General features: G+C 64.8%; 14 protein-coding genes. 13 read left to right on the top strand and 1 reads right to left on the bottom strand.

Features of this window, described 5'->3' with window-relative positions; translation table 11 throughout:
• Positions 1-2: 2 nt before the first annotated feature.
• Positions 3-2,393 carry a penicillin-binding protein 1A gene (locus tag OA56_RS02170; RefSeq protein WP_461583289.1) on the bottom strand — a complete coding sequence of 797 codons (2,391 nt, stop codon included), beginning with the start codon at positions 2,391-2,393 and terminating at the stop codon, positions 3-5.
• Positions 2,394-2,513: 120 nt separating this feature from the next.
• Between OA56_RS02170 and pilM the strand changes: the two genes are divergently transcribed.
• From pilM to OA56_RS02235, 13 genes are all read left to right on the top strand, one after another.
• On the top strand, positions 2,514-3,584 hold the full coding sequence (gene pilM, locus OA56_RS02175) for a type IV pilus assembly protein PilM (RefSeq protein ID WP_028874316.1): 1,071 nt from the start codon (positions 2,514-2,516) through the stop codon (positions 3,582-3,584).
• The gene (locus OA56_RS02180; RefSeq protein ID WP_055422858.1) at positions 3,581-4,171 is read left to right on the top strand and encodes a PilN domain-containing protein; all 591 of its coding nucleotides are present in this window, start codon (positions 3,581-3,583) and stop codon (positions 4,169-4,171) included. The genes pilM and OA56_RS02180 overlap by 4 nt, the downstream gene beginning before the upstream one ends.
• Positions 4,168-4,836, top strand: coding sequence for a type IV pilus inner membrane component PilO (locus tag OA56_RS02185; RefSeq protein WP_055422857.1), 669 nt, complete (start codon positions 4,168-4,170; stop codon positions 4,834-4,836). The genes OA56_RS02180 and OA56_RS02185 overlap by 4 nt, the downstream gene beginning before the upstream one ends.
• A complete protein-coding gene (locus tag OA56_RS02190) occupies positions 4,833-5,375 on the top strand; it encodes a pilus assembly protein PilP (protein ID WP_055422856.1) in 543 nt (180 codons plus the stop codon). The genes OA56_RS02185 and OA56_RS02190 overlap by 4 nt, the downstream gene beginning before the upstream one ends.
• Entirely contained in the window at positions 5,372-7,543 is a 2,172-nt protein-coding gene (gene pilQ, locus OA56_RS02195) for a type IV pilus secretin PilQ (protein WP_461583290.1), read from the top strand. The genes OA56_RS02190 and pilQ overlap by 4 nt, the downstream gene beginning before the upstream one ends.
• Positions 7,544-7,661: 118 nt before the next feature.
• Positions 7,662-8,222: a shikimate kinase gene (locus OA56_RS02200; RefSeq protein ID WP_088178253.1), complete on the top strand. Its 561-nt coding sequence runs from the start codon at positions 7,662-7,664 to the stop codon at positions 8,220-8,222.
• Entirely contained in the window at positions 8,215-9,294 is a 1,080-nt protein-coding gene (aroB, locus tag OA56_RS02205; RefSeq protein WP_055422854.1) for a 3-dehydroquinate synthase, read from the top strand. Before OA56_RS02200 ends, aroB begins: the two co-directional genes overlap by 8 nt.
• Before the next feature lies 1 nt (position 9,295).
• A complete protein-coding gene (locus OA56_RS02210) occupies positions 9,296-10,414 on the top strand; it encodes a deoxyguanosinetriphosphate triphosphohydrolase (RefSeq protein WP_055422853.1) in 1,119 nt (372 codons plus the stop codon).
• A 219-nt stretch (positions 10,415-10,633) separates the two neighbouring features.
• Entirely contained in the window at positions 10,634-15,313 is a 4,680-nt protein-coding gene (locus OA56_RS02215) for a glutamate synthase-related protein (RefSeq protein WP_141056237.1), read from the top strand.
• A gap of 23 nt (positions 15,314-15,336) precedes the next feature.
• Positions 15,337-16,803 carry a glutamate synthase subunit beta gene (locus tag OA56_RS02220; protein WP_055422851.1) on the top strand — a complete coding sequence of 489 codons (1,467 nt, stop codon included), beginning with the start codon at positions 15,337-15,339 and terminating at the stop codon, positions 16,801-16,803.
• Positions 16,804-16,878: 75 nt separating this feature from the next.
• Positions 16,879-18,078: an MFS transporter gene (locus OA56_RS02225; RefSeq protein ID WP_055422850.1), complete on the top strand. Its 1,200-nt coding sequence runs from the start codon at positions 16,879-16,881 to the stop codon at positions 18,076-18,078.
• A gap of 13 nt (positions 18,079-18,091) precedes the next feature.
• Complete coding sequence (gene ssb, locus OA56_RS02230) at positions 18,092-18,568, top strand: single-stranded DNA-binding protein (RefSeq protein WP_055422849.1); 477 nt, start codon at positions 18,092-18,094, stop codon at positions 18,566-18,568.
• Positions 18,569-18,783: 215 nt separating this feature from the next.
• The coding region (locus tag OA56_RS02235; RefSeq protein ID WP_461583291.1) for a site-specific integrase at positions 18,784-19,687 on the top strand (904 nt) is incomplete at its 3' end.

A 19,687-nucleotide genomic window follows, 5' to 3' on the forward strand; every position in this document is an offset into this window, starting at 1 on the left:
GCTCAATTCAGAAAGGGACGATCGAGCACGGGGGCACGAGGAGCGGCGTCGGGCGTACCTTGCCGCCGCTGCTGGATCAAATCATAGAAAGGATCTTCCGTCATGTCGTTTGGCGGAGGAGCTTCTTCGACGGGTTCAGATGAGGGTGGATACGGCGAGGGAGGCGGGTATTCGCTGTAATGATACTCGGTCTTGTCGTCGAGCAGCACCGTGGAGATCCCTTCGGGCATGGGGCGTTTGACCTCGGGTTGGCCTTGCAGTGCCGTCTCCATGTACTCGATCCAGATGGGCAACGCGGCGCGCCCCCCCGTCTCGGCCCGTCCGAGCGAGCGCGGCTGGCTGAAACCGAGCCAGCTCACGGCGACGATCTTGGGCTGATAGCCGGCAAACCAGGTGTCGACCTGGTTGTTGGTGGTGCCGGTCTTGCCGGCCAGGTCTGAGCGCTTGAGCCGGGCGCGCGCCGCCGCGGCCGTGCCGCGCTCGACCACGGTGCGCAGCAGCGAGTCCATCATCCAGGCGTTGCGCTCGGAGAGCACGCGGGGCGCGTCTTGCCCTGCGACCTTTGGCTGCACGCGCAGGAGCAGATTGCCTTGGGCGTCGCGGATCTCCTGGATGAAATAAGGCTCGACGAGGTAGCCGCCGTTGGCGAACACGGCATAGGCCCGCGCCATTTCCCAGGGGTTGGCGCTGCCGGCCCCAAGGGCCATCGTCAGGTAGGCGGGGTGTTTCGCCGGATCGAGCCCGAAACGGGTGATCCACTGCTGGGCGTAGGCCGGCGTGATGTCGTTGAGCACGCGGATCGCGACCACGTTCTTGGACTTGGCCACGGCGTCGCGCAGGCGCATCCAGCCTTCGTAGCGATCGTCGTAGTTTTTCGGCTCCCAGTCCTTGCTGCCGGTGAGCTCGGCGGAAAAGAAAAGGGGCGCATCTTCCACCCAGCTGCCCGGTCCCCAGCCTTTTTCCAGAGCAGCGGAATAGATGAAGGGTTTGAAGGAGGAGCCGGGCTGGCGCTGCCCTTGGGTGGCGTGGTTGAATTTCGTCAGGCCGAAATCGTAGCCGCCCACGAGGGCACGCACCGCCCCGGTGTCGGCATCGAGCGAGACGAGCGCCGCCTGCGCTTCGGGTAGCTGGGTGAGTTCCCAGCGCTCATTGGGCAGAGGACGCAGACGCACGACGGCGCCGGGCCGCAGACGCTGTTCTTCGGGGGCCTTGGCGCCGAGGCTGCGGCGCACGAAGTCGAGCGCCTTGTCGGTGAATTCCACGGTCTTGCCATGGCGCCAGACGACGAGCCTGCGATCGCTCGCTTCCAGCACGACGGCGGCGAGCGCCTCGGGGAAATCGGGGTAGGACGACAGCTGGGCATCCAAGGTATCCCAATCGCGCTCGGCCACCGCTTTGGCGTCGAGCATGCCTTCGGGGCCGCGGTAGCCATGGCGCCGGTCGTAGGCCAGAAGCCCGTGGCGCACGGCGGCCTCGGCGGCGCGCTGGTCGGCCAGGCGGATCGTCGTGAAGATCTGGATGCCGGCGGTGTAGGCAGCGTCCCCGAAACGCTCCAGCGCGAAGAGGCGCGCCATCTCGGCCACGTACTGGCCGACGCCGTTGCCGTTGATCGCGGTCGGATCGTTGCGATAGCGGTCCTGGGCGAGCACGATCGGTTCGGCCGCCGCCGCGGCGTATTGCTCTTGCGTGATGAAACCTGCTTCCAGCATGCGCGAGAGCACGTACTCGCGGCGTTTCTTCGCCGCCTCGGGGTTGCGGATGGGATTGAGCTGCGAGGGCGCCTTGGGCAGCCCCGCGAGCAGCGCCGCCTCGGCCAGCGTGAGCGCCTGCACCGGCTTGCCGAAATAGGTCTGCGCTGCGGCGGCGAAGCCATAGGCGCGTTGCCCGAGGTAGATCTGGTTGAGGTAGAGCTCGAGGATCTGATCCTTGCTCAGTTCGCGCTCGATCTTGAGGGCGAGCAGGATCTCGTAGAACTTGCGGTTGAAGGTTTTTTCGCGCGAGAGGTAGAAATTGCGCGCCACCTGCATGGTGATGGTCGAGGCGCCCTGAGCCTTGCCGCCACGCACGAAATTGACGAAGGCGGCGCGAACGATGCCTTGCACGTCGATGCCGGGGTGCTCGTAGAAGCGCTCGTCCTCGGCGGCGAGGATGGCCTGCTTGAGGTGATCTGGTATGACATTGACGTTTAAGACGACACGCTTCTCTTCGCCGAACTCCGCCAGGGGTTCGCCTTCGGCGGAGTAGACGCGCAAGGGGATCTTCGGCTGATAGTCGATGAGCTGATCGAGCGTGGGCAGCTGCTGCCAGGCGAGGACGATGGTCGTTGCAAGAATGCCACAGGCGGCGATTCCCAAGGCGAATAGGGCGAGTATCGAGGTTTTGACCCGAGACATGAGGGTGTCCGTAGAAAGTTTTTTGATTATACCGAGTGAAAGGGCGTTGTCCTTGGATGGATATGCCGATTATAATTGCCGCGCGACCGTGAGGCATGATGCCGGACAGGGGGCCATCGGATGATCTGGGACAAGTTGCTGGGGTGGGGGAGCGGTAGCGGAAGTGGGCTGATCGGGGTCGACCTTTCGGCTTCCGCGGTCAAAACATTGGAATTGTCTGGCAGCATCGAAGTTCCGCTCATCGAACAAAGCGTCATCGTGCCACTTGCCGAAGGGGCAATGGTCGACAACGCGCTGGTCAACTTCGATGGGGTGGCGCAGGCCTTGCGCGCCGCGATTTCCCAGCACCACGGGGGGGCGAAGCGGCTCGCCTTCGCCTTGCCAGATGCCGTCGTGATGATGAAGACGGTGACGCTGGCCGCCCTGGAGAGCGAACGCGAATTCGAAGAGCTCGTCCTGATGGAGGCGGCGCGTTTCGTCCCCTTCCCGCTCGAAGAGGTCGCGCTCGACTGGGAGATCACGGGGCCGGGCCATCTCGAAGAAACCGTCGAGGTCTTCATCGTCGCGGCCCGGCGCGACCGCGTCGATGAGCTCGTGGCGCTCGCCGATGCGGTCGGTGTGGAACCCGCGGTGGTCGATGTCGCCTCGCTCGCGTGGCAACGGGCCCTGGTTCGGGGTAGCGAGGAAGAAAGGTCGAAACGCATCGAGGCGCATTGTAATCTCGGGGCGAACCTCTTGGAAGTGTTCGTCTTCCATCGCGGCAGGCGCGTTTTCGATCGCACCCAGCCCGTGGGAGGGCAGCAGCTCGCCCGCGAATTGATGCGCCGCAGCGGCAAAACGGCTCAGGAAGTAGAGCAGATGACCGAAGAACATCGCTGGCCGGTCGATCTCCTCGGCCAGGTGGTGGTTCCTTTTTGTGACACGCTCGCCCAGGAAATCGCCCGGGCGCTGCAATATTTTTTTGCAACCCAGTCCTCGGATCACGTCGATCGGGTCGTCCTGGGCGGGGGCCTGGCGGCTTTGCCGATGCTCCCCGACGCCGTCCGGCAACGGGTGGCGGCTCCCGTCGAAGTGGCCGACCCCTGGAAGGGTTTTCAGGTCCATCCGCGCCTGCGTGACCGCCTTCGCCCTAGTCTCGCGCCGCGCATGGTCATCGCCACCGGTCTCGCCCTGCGGAGGTTCGATCAGTGACCCGTATCAATCTCTTGCCCTGGCGCGAAGCGCTGCGAGAACGGCGCCGGCGCCTGTTCTACAGCGGGCTCGTCGCCGCTGCCTTGGCCGGGGTGCTCGTTGGCATCATCGGCTCTCTCTACCTCAATGGGCTCATCGAGCGACAGCAGGAGCGTAACCGCTTCCTCACCGAGCAGATCGGCCAGCTCGACAAGCAGCTTGCCGAGCTCAAAGAATTGCGCACCCTCATCGATGGCATCGTCGCCCGCAAGAACGTCATCGAGTCCCTGCGCGCACGTCGCGTCGAGCCGGTGCTGCTCTTCGACGAGCTGCCCCGGCGCCTTCCCGAAGCCACTTTTCTCGAGTCCTTGGAGCGGCGCGACGCCCTCGTGACCTTGCGCGGCGTTTCCCAGTCGAACGCGCGCGTCTCCGAGACCATGCGCTCCCTCGATGCCTCGCCTTATCTCACCGACGTGCGGCTCATCGAGACCTTGGGCCTCGATAGAAACGGGCAAAGGGTGGTTCGGTTCGCCTTGCAGTTGCGCATGGACCGTCCCGTGATCGAGGCGATGGGAGCGGAAAAACCGGCGGCGGAGGGCAAACCATGAAAGTCGATGTGCGCTTCGATCTGCGGCGCGATCCGTTGCGTTGGATCAGGCAGTTCCGCGATCTGGATCCTCAAGATCCCGGCAGATGGCCGCCGGCTCCTCAAATCACGGTCATGGTGCTGCTGTTTGCCCTCATCGTCGCCGGTGCCTGGTGGTTTTTCTGGACCTCACAGGCCGAGGAGCTCGAACGTGTCAAGGGGCAGGAGAAAGAGTTGCGCGACCAGTGGTTGGTAAAGAAACGGCAAGCGGTCAATCTGCCGGAATACCGGGCCCAGCTGCGCACGGCCGAAGCCCAGTTCGGCGCCTTGCTGAAGCAGCTCCCGAGCAAATCCGAGATGGATGCCCTGTTGCAGGACGTGCATCAATTCGGGCTGAAGCGGGGGTTGCGTTTCGAGTTGTTCCGGCCGGGAGACGAGGCGCGGCGAGACTTCTACGTCGAGATGCCCGTGGCGATCGCACTCGAAGGGGGATTCCACGAGATCGCCGGGTTTCTCAGCGACGTCTCTTCCATGCCGCGGGTGGTGACGTTCGGCGACATCAAGCTCGCGCCGCAGAAGGACGTGGGCCTGAAGTTCGAGGCGACGCTGCACACCTACCGTTATCTGGACGAGGAAGAGCTCAACGCGGCCGCACCCAAGCCGGCGGCAAAAGGAGGGAAAAAATGAGTTTCCCTTCACTGCCTGCGTTTGCGTCGGTTTTGGCCGCATTCCTGCTGACCGGGTGTGTCGAGGCCCCTCCTTCGGACGTGACCGACATCCAGCAATGGATGGAGGAATCTGCCCGGGGGCTGAAAGGGCGTGTCCCTCCGCTTCCCGAAGTCAAGCCGTTTCCTCCGGTGGCTTACAAGGCTCAGGATTTGACCGACCCCTTCGATCCCGGCCGCTTGGCCCCGCCGGCGCTCAAGTCGGCCAAGGGAGGGGGCTTGCCCGCGCCAGACATGAATCGGCCGCGCGAGCCGCTCGAGCGTTTCTCGCTCGAAGAGCTCAAGCTCAGAGGGGTATTGCGCCGGGGCAAAGAGATCCGGGCGCTGATCGAGGCCCCGGACGGCGTCTATCCCGTCTCGGTGGGCTCCTATCTCGGACAGAATTTCGGTCGGGTCGTGGCGATCGAGGATACCAAGCTCAAGATCGAAGAAATGGTGCAGGATGCCGAACAGCGTTGGGTCAAGCGGCCGGTGGAATTGAACTTGGAGGGAAAACAATGATTCGCGAAGCTGGAGAAGTCCTGGGTTTCGAGCCCAAGAGGAGTGCCGCCGCACGCTGGCTGGGAATCCTCGTCTTGGGAATGTGCCTCACGCTGCTTTTGGTCGGCGGGCGTTCGGCCATGGCCGAGGAGAAGACCGCCCTCCTCAAAGACGTCTCCCTCGTCGAATCGGGACAGGGAGGGATGCGGGTCGATTTCGTCTTCGAGGGGAGCGTCGCCAATCCCTCGCATTTCGCGCTCACCAGCCCTTCGCGCATCGTCATCGATTTTCCCAATGCGAAGAGCCAGTTGGGAGCACCCTCGCGGGAGATCAAGCGCAACGGCATTGAGCGAATCTACGCGGTCGAGGCGGCCGGGCGCTTGAGGGTCGTCCTTGCCCTGTCGCAGCCGATGACCTACCGCCTCGCCCAGATCGGCTCGGGCTGGGGTCTCGAGCTCGAAGCCGGTACCGCCGCTCAAATGGCCAGCAAGGCGCAGGAAGCCCTCGTTCCCTACCAGACGCAGGCGGTGGGGCAAGCCGCCTCGTCGGGGGGTGGGGCCGTCGTTCCTTCGATCCTCTCGGTCGACTTCCGGCGGGGAACGAACGGTGAGGGCAAGGTGATGGTGCATCTCTCCACCCCTGAGATCGCGCCCGACCTGCGCCGTGCCGGCGAGCGCATCGAGGTCGTCTTCCCCGAGACGGCGCTGCCGCAGGAGCTCTACCGCCGCAGCGACGTGACCGATTTCGCCACGCCGGTGCAGAGTTTCCGCTTCGAGCGGCGCGGGCGTGATACCGTGCTCGTGATCGAGCCCAAGGGCAACTGGCAGCACACCGCCTATCAGGCCGACGCGCTCTTCGTCGTCGACATCCAGCCGGTTCAGGAAGACCCCAACAAGGTGCTCGTGGGCAAGCCCCAGTACAAGGGCGAGCGACTCACGCTCAACTTCCAGAACATCGACGTGCGCGCCGTGCTGCAGGTGCTGGCCGACTTCAGCGGCTTCAACATCGTCGTCTCCGACACCGTGCAGGGCACCATCACCCTGCGCCTGGTCGACGTGCCCTGGGATCAGGCCCTCGACATCATCCTGCAGAACAAGAAACTCGACAAGCGTCAGCAGGGCAACGTCATCTGGGTGGCGCCGGCGCAGGAGATCGCCGAGCAGGAGAAGGTGCGTCTGGATGCGCTCAACCAGAGCATCGAGAAGGGGGTGCTGGTCACCGAGAGTTTTCAGGTCAATTACCACTCGGCGGCCGAGATCTACGCCATGATCTCGAATGACAATACCGGCGGCGGAGGAGGGGGCAGCAACACGAAAAAAATGCTCTCCGACCGCGGCATGGCCACCTTCGACATGCGCACCAACAAGCTCTTCATCACCGATGTCGAAGAGCGTCTACAGGCGGTGCGCGAGCTCCTGAAGCAGATCGACGTGCCGCCGCGCCAGGTGGTGATCGAGGCGCGCATCCTCGAAGTGTCGTCGAACTTCAACAAGGAGATCGGGGCCAAGCTCTCTTTCGATGATGCACGCATCCGCAGTCTGGGGAATGGGGCGCTCTTCACGGTGGGTCCTTTCAACCGTCCCTTCTTCCAGCAGAATACCAACGTCGATGCCGGGCAATTCTCGACGTTCGCGCTGTCGATCTTCAACCGCTCGGCGACGCGCTTCCTCAACCTCGAGCTCAACCTGGCCGAGGTCACGGGCAAGAGCCGCATCGTCTCCAACCCGAAGATCATGACGGCGAACAACATCGAGGCGCGTATCGCCGTGGGACAGGAGATCCCCTACGTGACGACGGTGACGGCCAACAACATGACCACACCGAACGTGCAATTCAAGGAGGCGGTGCTCGAACTTCGGGTCACGCCGGTGCTTACGCCCGATGGCCGGATCCGCATGAAGGTGGTGGTGCATGACGACCAGCCGGATTATTCAAGAAGCATTCAGGGTAATCCGCCGATCCGCAAGCGTGAAGTGGTGAGCGACGTCCTGGTCGACAACGGGGGGACCGTCGTCCTCGGCGGCCTCTTCCAGGAGTCCGAGACCAACGGTGTCGATCAGGTGCCCTGGCTGGGCGATGTGCCGGTCTTCGGGAATCTCTTCCGCAACAAGTCGAATTCCGCGACGCGCACCGAGCTGATGGTGTTCCTCACGCCGCGCATCGTTGCCGAGGATCTGCGCCTGCGTTGAGTCTGCCGCGCCTCGTGCATGAAAGACCCGCCTGCTGCAGGGGCGGGTTTTTTTACGCCGTATGGCAGAGCTTTTTTTACGGTACACTAGCCTCGATCAACGAATGTGAGCGTATCGGGTGGAGCCCATCGTGTTCATCGGGATGATGGGGGCCGGCAAGACGACCTTGGGCCGCAGTTATGCGGCGCGGCACGGGCTGGCTTTCATCGACAGCGACCAGGAGTTGGAGGCGCGAACCGGCGTCTCCATCCCTACGATCTTCGCCGTCGAGGGCGAGGAGGGATTTCGCGAGCGTGAGGCGCGGATGCTTGCCGAGCTGCTCGGCCGCGAGGACCTCGTGCTCGCCACCGGCGGCGGGGTGGTATTGCGGCCGGAAAACCGGGCGCAGCTGCGCCGTCGCGGCATCGTGGTCTATCTGCACGTGCCACCGGAGGTGCTGTGGGAGCGACTGCGGCACGATCGCCATCGGCCGCTGCTGCAGGTGCCGCAGCCGAGGCAGCGCATTTTCGAACTCTACGCCCAGCGCGACCCGCTCTACCGCGAGGTGGCCGACGTCGTGGTCGATGGCGGTCGGCTGAAGCCTGCGGCCATGCTCGCGCGGGTGGAGGAGGCGGTGCGCGACTACCGGTCGGGCAAAGGGGAAGGGGCGGTGGTGGCGGAAGGAGAGCGGGATGCGTGAGCTGGCCGTCGATCTGGGTGAGCGGTCCTATCCTATTTTCATCGGTTCCGGCGTGCTTACGGCCCATGAGTTGCTGCTGCCGCACCTGGAGCAGCCGCGCGCGGTGCTCGTCACGAATGAGACGGTGGCGCCGCTCTATCTCGAGCGCGTAACGACTATGCTGGAGCGTCACGCCGTGCGCGTCGACTCGGTGGTGCTGCCCGACGGGGAGCAGTACAAGAACTGGCAGACCCTGGAGAAAATCTACGATACCTTGGTGGATACCCGTGCCGAGCGCACCACTCCCCTCATCGCCCTGGGAGGGGGAGTGATCGGCGACATGACCGGTTTCGCCGCCGCCACCTGGCAGCGCGGGGCTCCTTTCGTCCAGATGCCCACCACGCTCCTGGCGCAGGTCGATTCTTCCGTGGGCGGCAAGACGGCGATCAACCATCCGCGCGGCAAGAACATGATCGGAGCTTTCCATCAGCCTCGTGCCGTGCTCATCGACACCGATACGCTCGCGACCCTGCCGCTGCGCGAGCTGCGCGCGGGGCTCGCCGAAGTGATCAAGTACGGGCTCATCCGGGATGCTGCTTTCTTCGAGTGGCTCGAGGGGCACATGGAGGCGTTGCTCGCGCTGGAGCCGGGGGCCGTGGCCTTCGCCATCGAGCGTTCCTGTCGCAACAAGGCCGAGGTGGTGGCGGCCGACGAGACCGAGCGCGGCGAACGGGCGCTGCTGAACCTGGGACACACCTTCGGCCACGCGATCGAGACGGGGACAGGCTACGTCGGCTGGCTGCACGGTGAGGCGGTGGCCGTGGGGATGCTGATGGCGGCCGAGGTGTCGCTGCGCCTGGGCTGGCTCGACGAGAACGAGCTCGCCCGCATCGAGGGGCTCTTGATCCGCGCCGGCCTGCCGGTGCAGGGGCCGGGCTTGCCGGTGGATGAGATGCTGCACTGGATGGCCGGAGACAAGAAGGTGAGCGGCGGGCGCCTGCGGCTCGTGCTGCTGCAGGGCATCGGCCGCGCGGTGGTGACGGCAGAGGTTCCGCCGTCCGTGTTGCGCGCCGCGATCGAAGCGAGGAGCTGAGATGCTCGCGCCCTACGCCGTCCATGAAGCGGCGAGCCGCGGGCGACGGCACCCCGAGCCGAGCGCGGCGCCGCGCAGCGAGTTCCAGCGCGACCGTGACCGGATCGTCCATTCGAGCGCCTTTCGCCGGCTGGAATACAAGACCCAGGTCTTCGTCAATCACGTCGGGGATCACTTTCGCACGCGGCTCACCCATTCGCTGGAAGTAGCGCAGATCGGCCGCTCGATCGCCCAGATGCTCGAGGTGAACGACGTGCTGGTCGAGGCGATCACGCTGGCGCACGACCTGGGGCACACCCCTTTCGGGCACGCAGGACAGGAGGCGCTCGACGAGTGCATGAAAGAGGAGGGCGGGTTCGAGCACAACCTGCAGTCGCTGCGCATCGTCGACGAGCTCGAGGAGAAGTATGCCGAATTCGACGGGCTCAACCTCATGTTCGAGACGCGCGAGGGCATCCTGAAGCACTGCCGGCCGGAGCACTGGGCCCGGCTGGGGGACGTGGCCGAGCGGTTTCGCCGCGACTTGCGGCCCTCGCTGGAAGCGCAGATCGCCAATCTCGCCGACGAACTCGCCTATAACAACCACGACATCGACGACGGTCTGCGCTCCGGTCTCCTCACCTTGGATTCCCTCGAGTCGGTGCCGATTTTTGCGCGCACGCGCGCCGAGGTTCAGGCGCGCTACCCGGGGCTGGAGCGCAAGCGCCTCATCCACGAGACGATCCGCCGCATGATCTCGCTCATGGTGCTCGATCTCGTCGAGGAGAGCCGCAGGCGCATCGCCGAGGCCGATCCCGCCTGCGTCGAGGACGTGCGCCGCGCCCCGTCGCTCGTGCAGCATTCGAGCACGATGCGCGAGGAAGTGGCGCTGCTCAAGCGCTTTCTCTTCCTTCAGCTCTACCGTCATCCGCGGGTGGTCGACATGAACCGCCGGGCGCAGCGCATCATCCGCGAGCTCTTCGCCGCCTATGCCGCCGATCCTTCCTTGTTGCCCGAGGCGCACCGGCGCCGTTTCGCCGAAAAAGGCCGGCGCGCACTGGCCGATTACATCGCCGGAATGACTGACCGCTACGCCGTTCGCGAGCACCGTCGACTCTTCGGTCTGGAAGAGGCGTTCTGAGCCTGCCCGCCGCCTTTGACCATGCAAAGATCAGGGACAAATTTCTCGCTTGCCGATCTTGATCGGCGGGCACTTCGACGGTATAGTGTTTCGCCCGCTTTTTTCGGCGCCAAGCCTCGCCGTCCGTGCTCCATCCTCCGCGAGGCGCGGTTTTGCTGCGCCGGATCAGCGCACCCTTCTTTTCACACCCATTGGATCCGAGTCGAGGAAAGCCTGACCATGTCCGAATCGTCGCCATCTGCCGGTCTCTACCGTCCCGAGTTCGAACACGACGCCTGCGGCGTCGGTTTCGTCGCCCATCTGAAGGGCGTCAAGCGCCACGACATCGTCACCCAGGGGCTGGAGATCCTGAAGAATCTCGATCACCGCGGTGCAGTGGGGGCCGATCCCCTGCAAGGCGATGGGGCCGGTATCCTCATCCAGATTCCGGACCGGCTCTACCGCGAAGAGATGGCCAAGCAGGGGGTGACGCTGCCGCCGGCCGGCGACTACGGCGTGGGAATGGTCTTTCTGCCGCAGGAGACCGCCTCGCGCCTGGCCTGCGAAGAGGAGATCGAGCGGGCAGTGCGCGCCGAGGGACAGGTGGTGCTCGGCTGGCGCGACGTGCCCGTCGATCGCACCATGCCCATGTCCCCGGCGGTGAAGGCCAACGAACCGGTGATCCGGCAGATCTTCATCGGCCGCGGTCCTGAAGTCATGGTCACCGACGCGCTCGAGCGCAAGCTCTACGTGATCCGGCGCCGCTCGGCCAATGCCATCCGCGCCTTGAACCTCGAGCACGCCAAGGAATTCTACGTCCCCTCCATGTCGGCACGCACCGTGGTCTATAAGGGGCTGCTGCTCGCCGACCAGGTCGGCCGCTACTACCAGGATCTCGCCGATCCGCGCACTGAATCCGCGCTCGCGCTGGTGCATCAGCGCTTCTCGACCAATACCTTTCCCAAGTGGAACCTCGCCCATCCGTTCCGCATGATCGCGCACAACGGCGAGATCAACACCCTGCGCGGCAACTACAACTGGATGCGGGCGCGCGAACGGGGCGTCTCCTCCACCCTGCTCGGCAAGGATCTGGAAAAACTCTGGCCCATCATCTATCCGGGACAGTCGGATTCGGCCTCCTTCGACAACGCGCTCGAGCTCCTGGTGATGAGCGGCTATACGCTCGCCCACGCCATGATGATGCTCATCCCCGAGGCCTGGGAAGCGCACACCCTCATGGACGAGCGTCGGCGCGCCTTCTACGAGTATCACGCGGCGATGATGGAGCCCTGGGACGGTCCGGCGGCGGTGGCCTTCACCGACGGGCGCCAGATCGGGGCAACGCTCGATCGCAACGGCTTGCGGCCGGCGCGCTACCTCGTCACCGACGATGATCTCGTCGTCATGGCGTCTGAAGCCGGCGTGCTGCCCATTCCCGAAGAGAAGATCGTGCGCAAGTGGCGCCTGCAGCCGGGCAAGATGTTTCTCATCGACATGGAGCAGGGCCGCATCATCGACGACAAGGAGCTCAAGGAGACGCTCGCCAACGCCAAGCCCTACCGCGAGTGGATCCAGCGCATCAACATCAAGATCGATTCCCTGCCCGCGCCCGGCAGCGCCGCCGTGTATTCGGCGCAGTCGTCCGTGCCCATCCTCGACCTGCAGCAGGCCTTCGGCTACACGCAGGAAGACCTCAAGTTCATCCTCGACCCCATGGCCGAGAGCGGCGAAGAGGCGGTGGGGTCGATGGGCAACGACGCGCCGCTCGAAGTGCTCTCGGCGCGGCCCAAGCCCATCTACCATTACTTCCGTCAGCTCTTCGCGCAGGTGACCAACCCGCCGATCGACTCGATCCGCGAGCAGATGGTGATGTCGCTCGTCTCCTTCATCGGCCCGAAGCCGAACCTGCTGGAGCTCAACGAGATCAACCCGCCCTATCGGCTCGAAGTGCCGCAGCCGGTGCTCGACTTCGAGGCGATGGCCAAGCTGCGCGACATCGCCCGCTTCACCAAAGACCGTTTCCGCAGCCACGAGATCGACATCTGCTATCCCGTGTCCTGGGGCAAGGAGGCGGTGGAGGCGCGGCTCGCTTCCTTGTGCGCCCAGGCCGAGGATGCGGTGCTCAATGGCTACAACCTGCTCATCGTCTCCGACCGCAAGGTCGATGCCGAGCACGTCGCCATTCCGGCGCTGCTCGCCACTTCCGCCATTCACCAGCACCTGGTCGATAAGGGGCTGCGCACCCGCACGGGCCTGGTGGTCGAGACCGGCTCGGCGCGCGAGGTGCACCATTTCGCCGTGCTCGCGGGCTACGGAGCGGAGGCCGTGCACCCCTATCTGGCGCTCATGACGCTGCGCGAGCTCGCCAACGGCGACGAGAAGCAGGAGCAGGAGTACGTCAAGCACTTCATCAAGGCCATCGGCAAGGGCTTGATGAAGACGATGTCCAAGATGGGCATCTCGACCTACATGTCCTACACCGGTGCGCAGATCTTCGAGGCCGTGGGCATCAAGCAGTCGGTGTGCGACAAGTACTTCACCGGCACGGTGAGCCAGGTGGAGGGCTTGGACGTCTTCGATCTGATGGACGAGGCGATCCGCCTGCACCGGGCGGCCTTCGGCGAGAACCTCTTTCTCGAGAACCGGCTCGACGTCGGCGGCGAGTATGCCTACCGGCGCTTCGGCGAGGAGCACATGTGGACGCCGGATGCCATCGCCAAGCTGCAGCACGCCACGCGCTCGGGGCGCTTCGAGACCTACGAGGAGTACGCCCGCATCATCAACGACCAGAGCCGCCGTCTCATGACCCTGCGCGGCCTCTTCCGTTTCCGCAAGGCGGCGCAGCCGATCCCCCTGGAAGAGGTCGAACCGGCCAGCGAGATCGTCAAGCGCTTCGCCACCGGCGCGATGTCGCTCGGTTCCATCTCCACCGAGGCGCACACCACGCTCGCCGTGGCGATGAACCGCATCGGCGGCAAGTCCAACACGGGTGAAGGCGGCGAGGATCCGGCGCGCTTCAAGCCGATCGCCAAACCGACCCGGCTCTCGGAGGTGATCGGGCCGCATCGCATCGCCCGCGATCTCGAGCTCAAGCCCGGCGACAGCCTGCGCTCGGCGATCAAGCAGGTGGCCTCCGGCCGCTTCGGGGTGACGGCCGAATACCTCGTCAACGCCGACCAGATCCAGATCAAGATGGCGCAAGGCGCCAAACCCGGCGAGGGTGGGCAGCTGCCGGGGCACAAGGTCACCGAGTACATCGGCTTCCTGCGCCACTCGGTGCCGGGCGTCGGGCTCATTTCGCCGCCGCCGCACCACGACATCTATTCGATCGAGGATCTGGCCCAGCTCATCCACGACCTGAAGAACGCCAACCCGAAGGCCTCGATCTCGGTGAAACTGGTGGCCGAGGTGGGGGTGGGTACCGTCGCCGCGGGCGTGGCCAAGGCCAAGGCGGATCACATCGTGATCGCCGGTCACGACGGAGGCACGGGGGCTTCCCCCATCTCCTCGATCAAGCACGCCGGTTCGGCCTGGGAGCTGGGCCTGGCGGAGACGCAGCAGACGCTGGTGATGAACCGTCTGCGTGGCCGGGTACGGGTGCAGGTCGACGGTCAGATCAAGACGGGGCGCGACGTGGTGATCGGGGCGCTGCTCGGTGCCGACGAGTTCGGCTTCGCCACGGCACCGCTGGTGGTCACCGGCTGCATCATGATGCGCAAATGTCACCTCAACACCTGCCCGGTGGGTGTGGCGACGCAGGATCCCGAGCTGCGCCGGCGTTTCTCCGGGCAGCCCGAGCACGTGATCAACTACTTCTTCTTCGTGGCCGAGGAAGTGCGTCGCCTCATGGCCGAGCTCGGCGTGCGCAAGTTCGACGAGCTCATCGGTCGGGTGGATCTGCTCGACGTGCGCGAGGCCGTCGATCACTGGAAGGCCAAGGGACTGGACTTCGGCAAGGTGCTCGCGCGCATCGAAGCGCCGGAAGGGGTGGCCACGCGTCACTGCGAGACGCAGGATCACGGGCTCGACAAGGCGCTCGATCTGCGCTTGCTCGAACTCGCCAGGCCGGCGCTGGAATCGCGCAAGGTGGTGCACGCCGAGGTGCCGATCCGCAACGTCAACCGTACGGTGGGCGCGATGCTCTCCGGCCGCATCGCCGAGCGCTACGGCCATGAGGGACTGCCCAACGATACGGTGCGCTTCACCTTCCGCGGCACGGCCGGGCAGAGCTTCGCCGCCTTTCTCGTGCGCGGCGTGACGTTCGACCTGATCGGCCAGGCCAACGACTACGTCGGCAAGGGGCTTTCGGGCGGGCGCGTCATCGTGCGCCCAGATCCGGCCTTCCGCGGCGAGGCGCCGGAGAACATCATCGTCGGCAACACCGTGCTCTACGGGGCGATCGAGGGCGAAGCCTACTTCAGCGGTGTGGCCGGCGAGCGCTTTGCCGTGCGCAATTCGGGTGCGGTCGCCGTCGTCGAAGGCGTGGGAGACCACGGCTGCGAATACATGACGGGCGGCACGGTGGTGGTGCTCGGGCGCACGGGGCGCAACTTCGCCGCGGGCATGTCGGGCGGCATCGCCTACGTGCTCGACCTCGACGGAGATTTCGCGCAGAAATGCAACCAGGTGCAGGTGGCGCTCGAGCCCCTGCCCGAGGAGCTGGAAGCGCGGGCGCAGTCCGACTTCGGCCCCGAACTCGAGACGCACGGCTTCGTGCGCATCGACCACCTGACGATGGGCGACGAGCTCATCCTCAAAGGGCTCATCGAGCGCCATGCGCGCCTCACCGGCAGTCGCCGCGCCAAGGAGATCCTGGCGCACTGGAGCCTGTGGCGCGCCAAGTTCGTCAAGGTAATGCCTCATGAATATCGCCGGGCGCTGCGCGAACTCGCTGCCGCGCGTGCGGCCAGCATGGCCTGATTCTCTCTGGAGATTGCAAAGAAATGGGCAAACCCACAGGTTTTCTCGAATACCGCCGCGTCGCGGAAGCCTACGATCCGGTTCCCGAGCGGATCCGGCATTACAAGGAGTTCGTGCATCGCCTCTCGGAGGGTGAGGCGACGGTCCAGGGCGCGCGCTGCATGGACTGCGGCATCCCGTTCTGCCACAACGGCTGTCCGGTGAATAACCTCATCCCGGACTGGAACGACCTCGTCTATCGCAAGCGCTGGCGCGAAGGCTGGAACGCGCTCGATGCGACGAACAATTTCCCCGAATTCACCGGCCGTGTATGTCCGGCACCGTGCGAGGCAGCCTGCACGCTCAACATCAACGACGATGCAGTCGGCATCAAGTCGATCGAGCGCTTCCTCATCGATCTTGCCTGGGAGCGCGGCTGGGTGCTGCCGCATCCGCCCAAGCGCAAGACCGGCAAGAAAGTCGCGGTGGTCGGCTCCGGCCCGGCGGGGATGGCCGCGGCGCAGCAGCTGGCGCGCGCCGGGCACGAGGTGACGCTCTTCGAGAAGAACGACCGCATCGGCGGTCTGCTGCGCTACGGCATTCCCGACTTCAAGCTGGAGAAATGGCTCATCGACCGGCGCCTGGCGCAGATGGAGGCCGAAGGCGTGCGGTTTCGTACCGGCGTGCTCGTCGGGGCCTCGGATACCCCCCCTGCGATCCAGAATGCGGCCAAGAGTTTCGTCTCCGCCGAAGAGCTGCGCCGCGAGTTCGACGCGGTGGTGCTCGCCGCGGGTTCGGAAGTGCCGCGCGACCTGCCGGTGCCGGGGCGCGAGCTCGAAGGCGTCTACTTCGCGCTGCAGTTCCTCATCCCGCAGAACCGTGAGGTGGCGGGCGATGCGCCCAATCCGATCTCGGCCAAGGACAAGCACGTGGTGGTGATCGGCGGCGGCGACACGGGCGCCGACTGCGTGGGGACGGCGATTCGCCATGGCGCCAAGTCGGTGACCCAGCTCGAGCTCATGCCGCGTCCGCCCGAGCAGGAGGACAAAGCGCTCACCTGGCCGTACTGGCCGAACAAGCTGCGCACCTCGACCTCGCACCTCGAAGGCGAGGTGAAGCGCGAGTTCGCCGTGCTCACGAAGGCGTTTATCGGTGACGGTGGCCGCGTGCGCGCGCTGCGGCTGGCGCGGCTCGACTGGAGTGGCGGACAGATGAAAGAGATCCCGGGCTCGGAATTCGAGATCCCCGCCGATCTCGTCTTGCTCGCCATGGGCTTCACCCATCCGCTCGGGGCACTGCTCGAAGCCTTCGGGGTGGAAAAAGATGCGCGCGGCAATGCCGCTGCGCCTACCGAAGGACCAGGGGCCTACGCGACCAGCGTGCCGGGGGTGTTCGCCGCCGGCGACGTGCGCCGGGGGCAATCGCTGATCGTCTGGGCGATCCGTGAAGGGCGCCAGGCGGCTCGCGCGGTCGATCTCTACCTGATGGGCGAGAGCGTCCTGCCGGCCTGAGGCGGCGGTATTTGTTCCGAATCCCGAGGAAGCCGGCCGCCTGCGTGGCCGGCTTCGTTTTTTGCCGGAGTGAGTATGAACGATCGACTCTCGCGCAGCGAACGCGCAGCGGTGGTGCGGCTCGCGGCGGTGTTCGCGCTGCGCATGCTGGGGCTTTTCCTCATCCTGCCGGTGTTTGCCGAGTACGCCCGGCATTTGCCGGGCGGTGAGGACCGGGCAGCGATCGGCCTGGCGATCGGCATCTACGGTCTCACCCAGGCGGTGCTGCTGATCCCTTTCGGCGCAGCCTCCGACCGCTTCGGGCGCAAGCCGGTGATCGTCGCCGGACTCGGGCTCTTCGTGCTGGGCAGCCTCGTGGCTGCCTTTGCACCCGACCTGCACTGGCTCACCTGGGGGCGGGCCTTGCAGGGCGCGGGGGCGATTTCGGCGGCTGTCACCGCCCTGGTGGCCGATCTCACGCCCGAGACGCATCGCACGCGGGCCATGGCCCTGATCGGTTCGAGCATCGGGCTCACCTTCGCCCTCTCCCTGGTGTTGGGACCGGCGCTCTACGGCCTGGTGGGCATGCGCGGCATCTTCCTCCTCACGGGGCTGCTTGCTGCCGGCGCGGCGGTGATGGTCTGGCGCGGCGTGCCCACCCCGGTTCGCTCCGCCGTTGCTGCAGCAGCCCCGAGCACCTCGCTGTGGGCGGCGCTCAAGGACGCGCGCCTGCTGCGGCTCGATGCCGGCGTATTTTTGCTGCATTTCATTCAAATGGCGATGTGGGTGGTGGTGCCCAGTGCGCTGGTTTCGCGAGGAGGATTGCCGCTCGAGCACCACTGGAGCGTCTATCTGGCGGCGGTGCTCGTTTCTTTCGCGGTGATGGTGCCGGCCATCGTCTTCGCCGAACGCCGCGGCCACCTGAAGCCGGTCTATCTGGCCGCCATTGCGCTGCTCGCCGTGGTGCAGCTCGGATTTGCCTTGTGGGCGAACGACGTGTGGACGATCGGGCTGTGGCTCACGGGGTTTTTCGTCGCGTTCAACATCCTGGAGGCGACCCAGCCTTCCTGGGTGTCGCGCATCGCGCCGCCGGAACGAAAAGGGGCGGTGCTCGGCGTCTATAATACTTTGCAATCTCTGGGACTTTTTTGCGGCGGCTGGGCAGGGGGGCTGATCGCCCAGCACCTCGCACCGGGGGCGATCCACTGGGTGGCGGCGGTGCTCGCCCTCGCATGGTATGCTTTGAGCCTCGGGTTGCAGCCGCCGGAGAACCCGCGGGATTCCCATCATTCATGAAGAGGACGAAACGATGGCATCGGTCAACAAAGTAATTCTGATCGGCAATCTCGGCCGAGACCCCGAAACGCGCTACATGCCTAGCGGCGAGGCCGTGTGCACCTTCTCCGTGGCCACCTCCGAGACCTGGAAGGACAAGGCCACGGGCGAGCGCAAGGAAGCCACCGAGTGGCACCGGGTGGTGTTCTTCGGCCGTCAGGCGGAGATCGCCGCGCAATACCTGCGCAAGGGTTCCTCCGTCTACATCGAGGGCAGCCTGCGCACGCGCAAATGGACCGATCAGAGCGGCCAGGAGCGTTATACCACCGAGATTCGCGGCGACGTGATGCGCATGCTCGGCTCGCGCGCCGGCGCCGGCGCCGGAGCCGATGCGCCGATGGATGAGGGCGCCCCTTCGCCTGCTGCTGCGCCACGGCAGAGCGCCCAGCCTGCATCGGCCGCCAAAAAAGGCTTCGACAACGGTTTCGAGGAAGACGACATCCCCTTCTAGGATATACCTAAGCCATTACTGTAAACATAATCCCAGTATGCCTTGAGCGTACTGGGATTTTTTGTTGTTTACACTATTTTCTTTTTGGGGCTATACTGTTTGCTATCTTTTACCAAAAATTTCTGTAAACAGTGTCTTCTCGCTACCGTGTCAAGAATGTGATGCTCACGTCGGGTGAGCGCCTCCCTGTCTTGCTCGATCAGGATGGGCAGCCAATGTTCGAGCCCACCATATTCACACTGACGGAGGTGCGCGGAAGGAATATGGCAACCAATACCATTGGCATGGTTCTCCGTAGCCTGATGGTTTTCTATCTGTTCCTAGATGCCCGCAGCATCAATCTTGATGCGCGGCTCATAAGCGGCGAGTTGCTGTCGCTTGCCGAGGTCGAGGATCTTGCGCGTCTTTGCCGGCTGCCGCTGAATGAACTGGCTGCTCTATCAGGATCTGGCTTAAGTAAGGGCGAGGCCCCGAAGGTGGCGTCCCTTGAGAAGGTGAGAATGATCTCTCAGGAGCTAGTGCCTGCAGAGGTGGACCCGGATGTTGCGGCTAGTCGGCTGCGCTATATCAGGATGTATCTACAGTGGCTTGTCGGGGAACGCCAGAGCCGGCATGGCCTTGACCCGTTGGTGGTGGCCCGGCTGGAGGATTCATCCAAATTCGTAGCCAAAGCGATTGAGGCGCGCATTCCGAACAGGTCTGGGCGAGATATGCTATTCCACCGCGAGGGCTTGCCAGATGAAGCCGTAGCCGAGCTTTTTCGCGTCATTGACCCGCACTCCCAAGACAATCCTTGGCGGGATCAGCACACGCGCTACCGCAATGCGCTGCTTATCCATTGGCTCTTTCATCTTGGGCTGCGAATTGGTGAGGCGTTGGGCGTGAGGGTTGGTGACATCGTGGTTTACCGCAAGCAAGTCACAATCCACCGGCGTGCCGATGATCCTACCGATCCTCGTCGATACCAACCGCAAACCAAGACCCGAGCGCGGGAGCTACCCCTCAGTGATGCACTGCTGGCGGAGACACAGGCCTACATCCTTAACCACCGTAGCGCCTTGCCTGGAGCGAAGAAACATCCTTTCCTATTTGTCAGGTCCCGGACGATTGCGTGGCACT

The sequence above is a fragment of the Tepidiphilus sp. HLB4 genome, from assembly GCF_054823945.1.

What these genes read in the sequence shown, in the direction of transcription:
- OA56_RS02170 (WP_461583289.1), bottom strand. Translation starts at nt 2,393, where the DNA reads ATGTCTCGGGTCAAAACCTCGATACTCGCCCTATTCGCCTTGGGAATC.
- pilM (WP_028874316.1), top strand. Translation starts at nt 2,514, where the DNA reads ATGATCTGGGACAAGTTGCTGGGGTGGGGGAGCGGTAGCGGAAGTGGG.
- OA56_RS02185 (WP_055422857.1), top strand. Translation starts at nt 4,168, where the DNA reads ATGAAAGTCGATGTGCGCTTCGATCTGCGGCGCGATCCGTTGCGTTGG.
- OA56_RS02190 (WP_055422856.1), top strand. Translation starts at nt 4,833, where the DNA reads ATGAGTTTCCCTTCACTGCCTGCGTTTGCGTCGGTTTTGGCCGCATTC.
- pilQ (WP_461583290.1), top strand. Translation starts at nt 5,372, where the DNA reads ATGATTCGCGAAGCTGGAGAAGTCCTGGGTTTCGAGCCCAAGAGGAGT.
- aroB (WP_055422854.1), top strand. Translation starts at nt 8,215, where the DNA reads ATGCGTGAGCTGGCCGTCGATCTGGGTGAGCGGTCCTATCCTATTTTC.
- OA56_RS02210 (WP_055422853.1), top strand. Translation starts at nt 9,296, where the DNA reads ATGCTCGCGCCCTACGCCGTCCATGAAGCGGCGAGCCGCGGGCGACGG.
- OA56_RS02215 (WP_141056237.1), top strand. Translation starts at nt 10,634, where the DNA reads ATGTCCGAATCGTCGCCATCTGCCGGTCTCTACCGTCCCGAGTTCGAA.
- OA56_RS02220 (WP_055422851.1), top strand. Translation starts at nt 15,337, where the DNA reads ATGGGCAAACCCACAGGTTTTCTCGAATACCGCCGCGTCGCGGAAGCC.
- OA56_RS02225 (WP_055422850.1), top strand. Translation starts at nt 16,879, where the DNA reads ATGAACGATCGACTCTCGCGCAGCGAACGCGCAGCGGTGGTGCGGCTC.
- ssb (WP_055422849.1), top strand. Translation starts at nt 18,092, where the DNA reads ATGGCATCGGTCAACAAAGTAATTCTGATCGGCAATCTCGGCCGAGAC.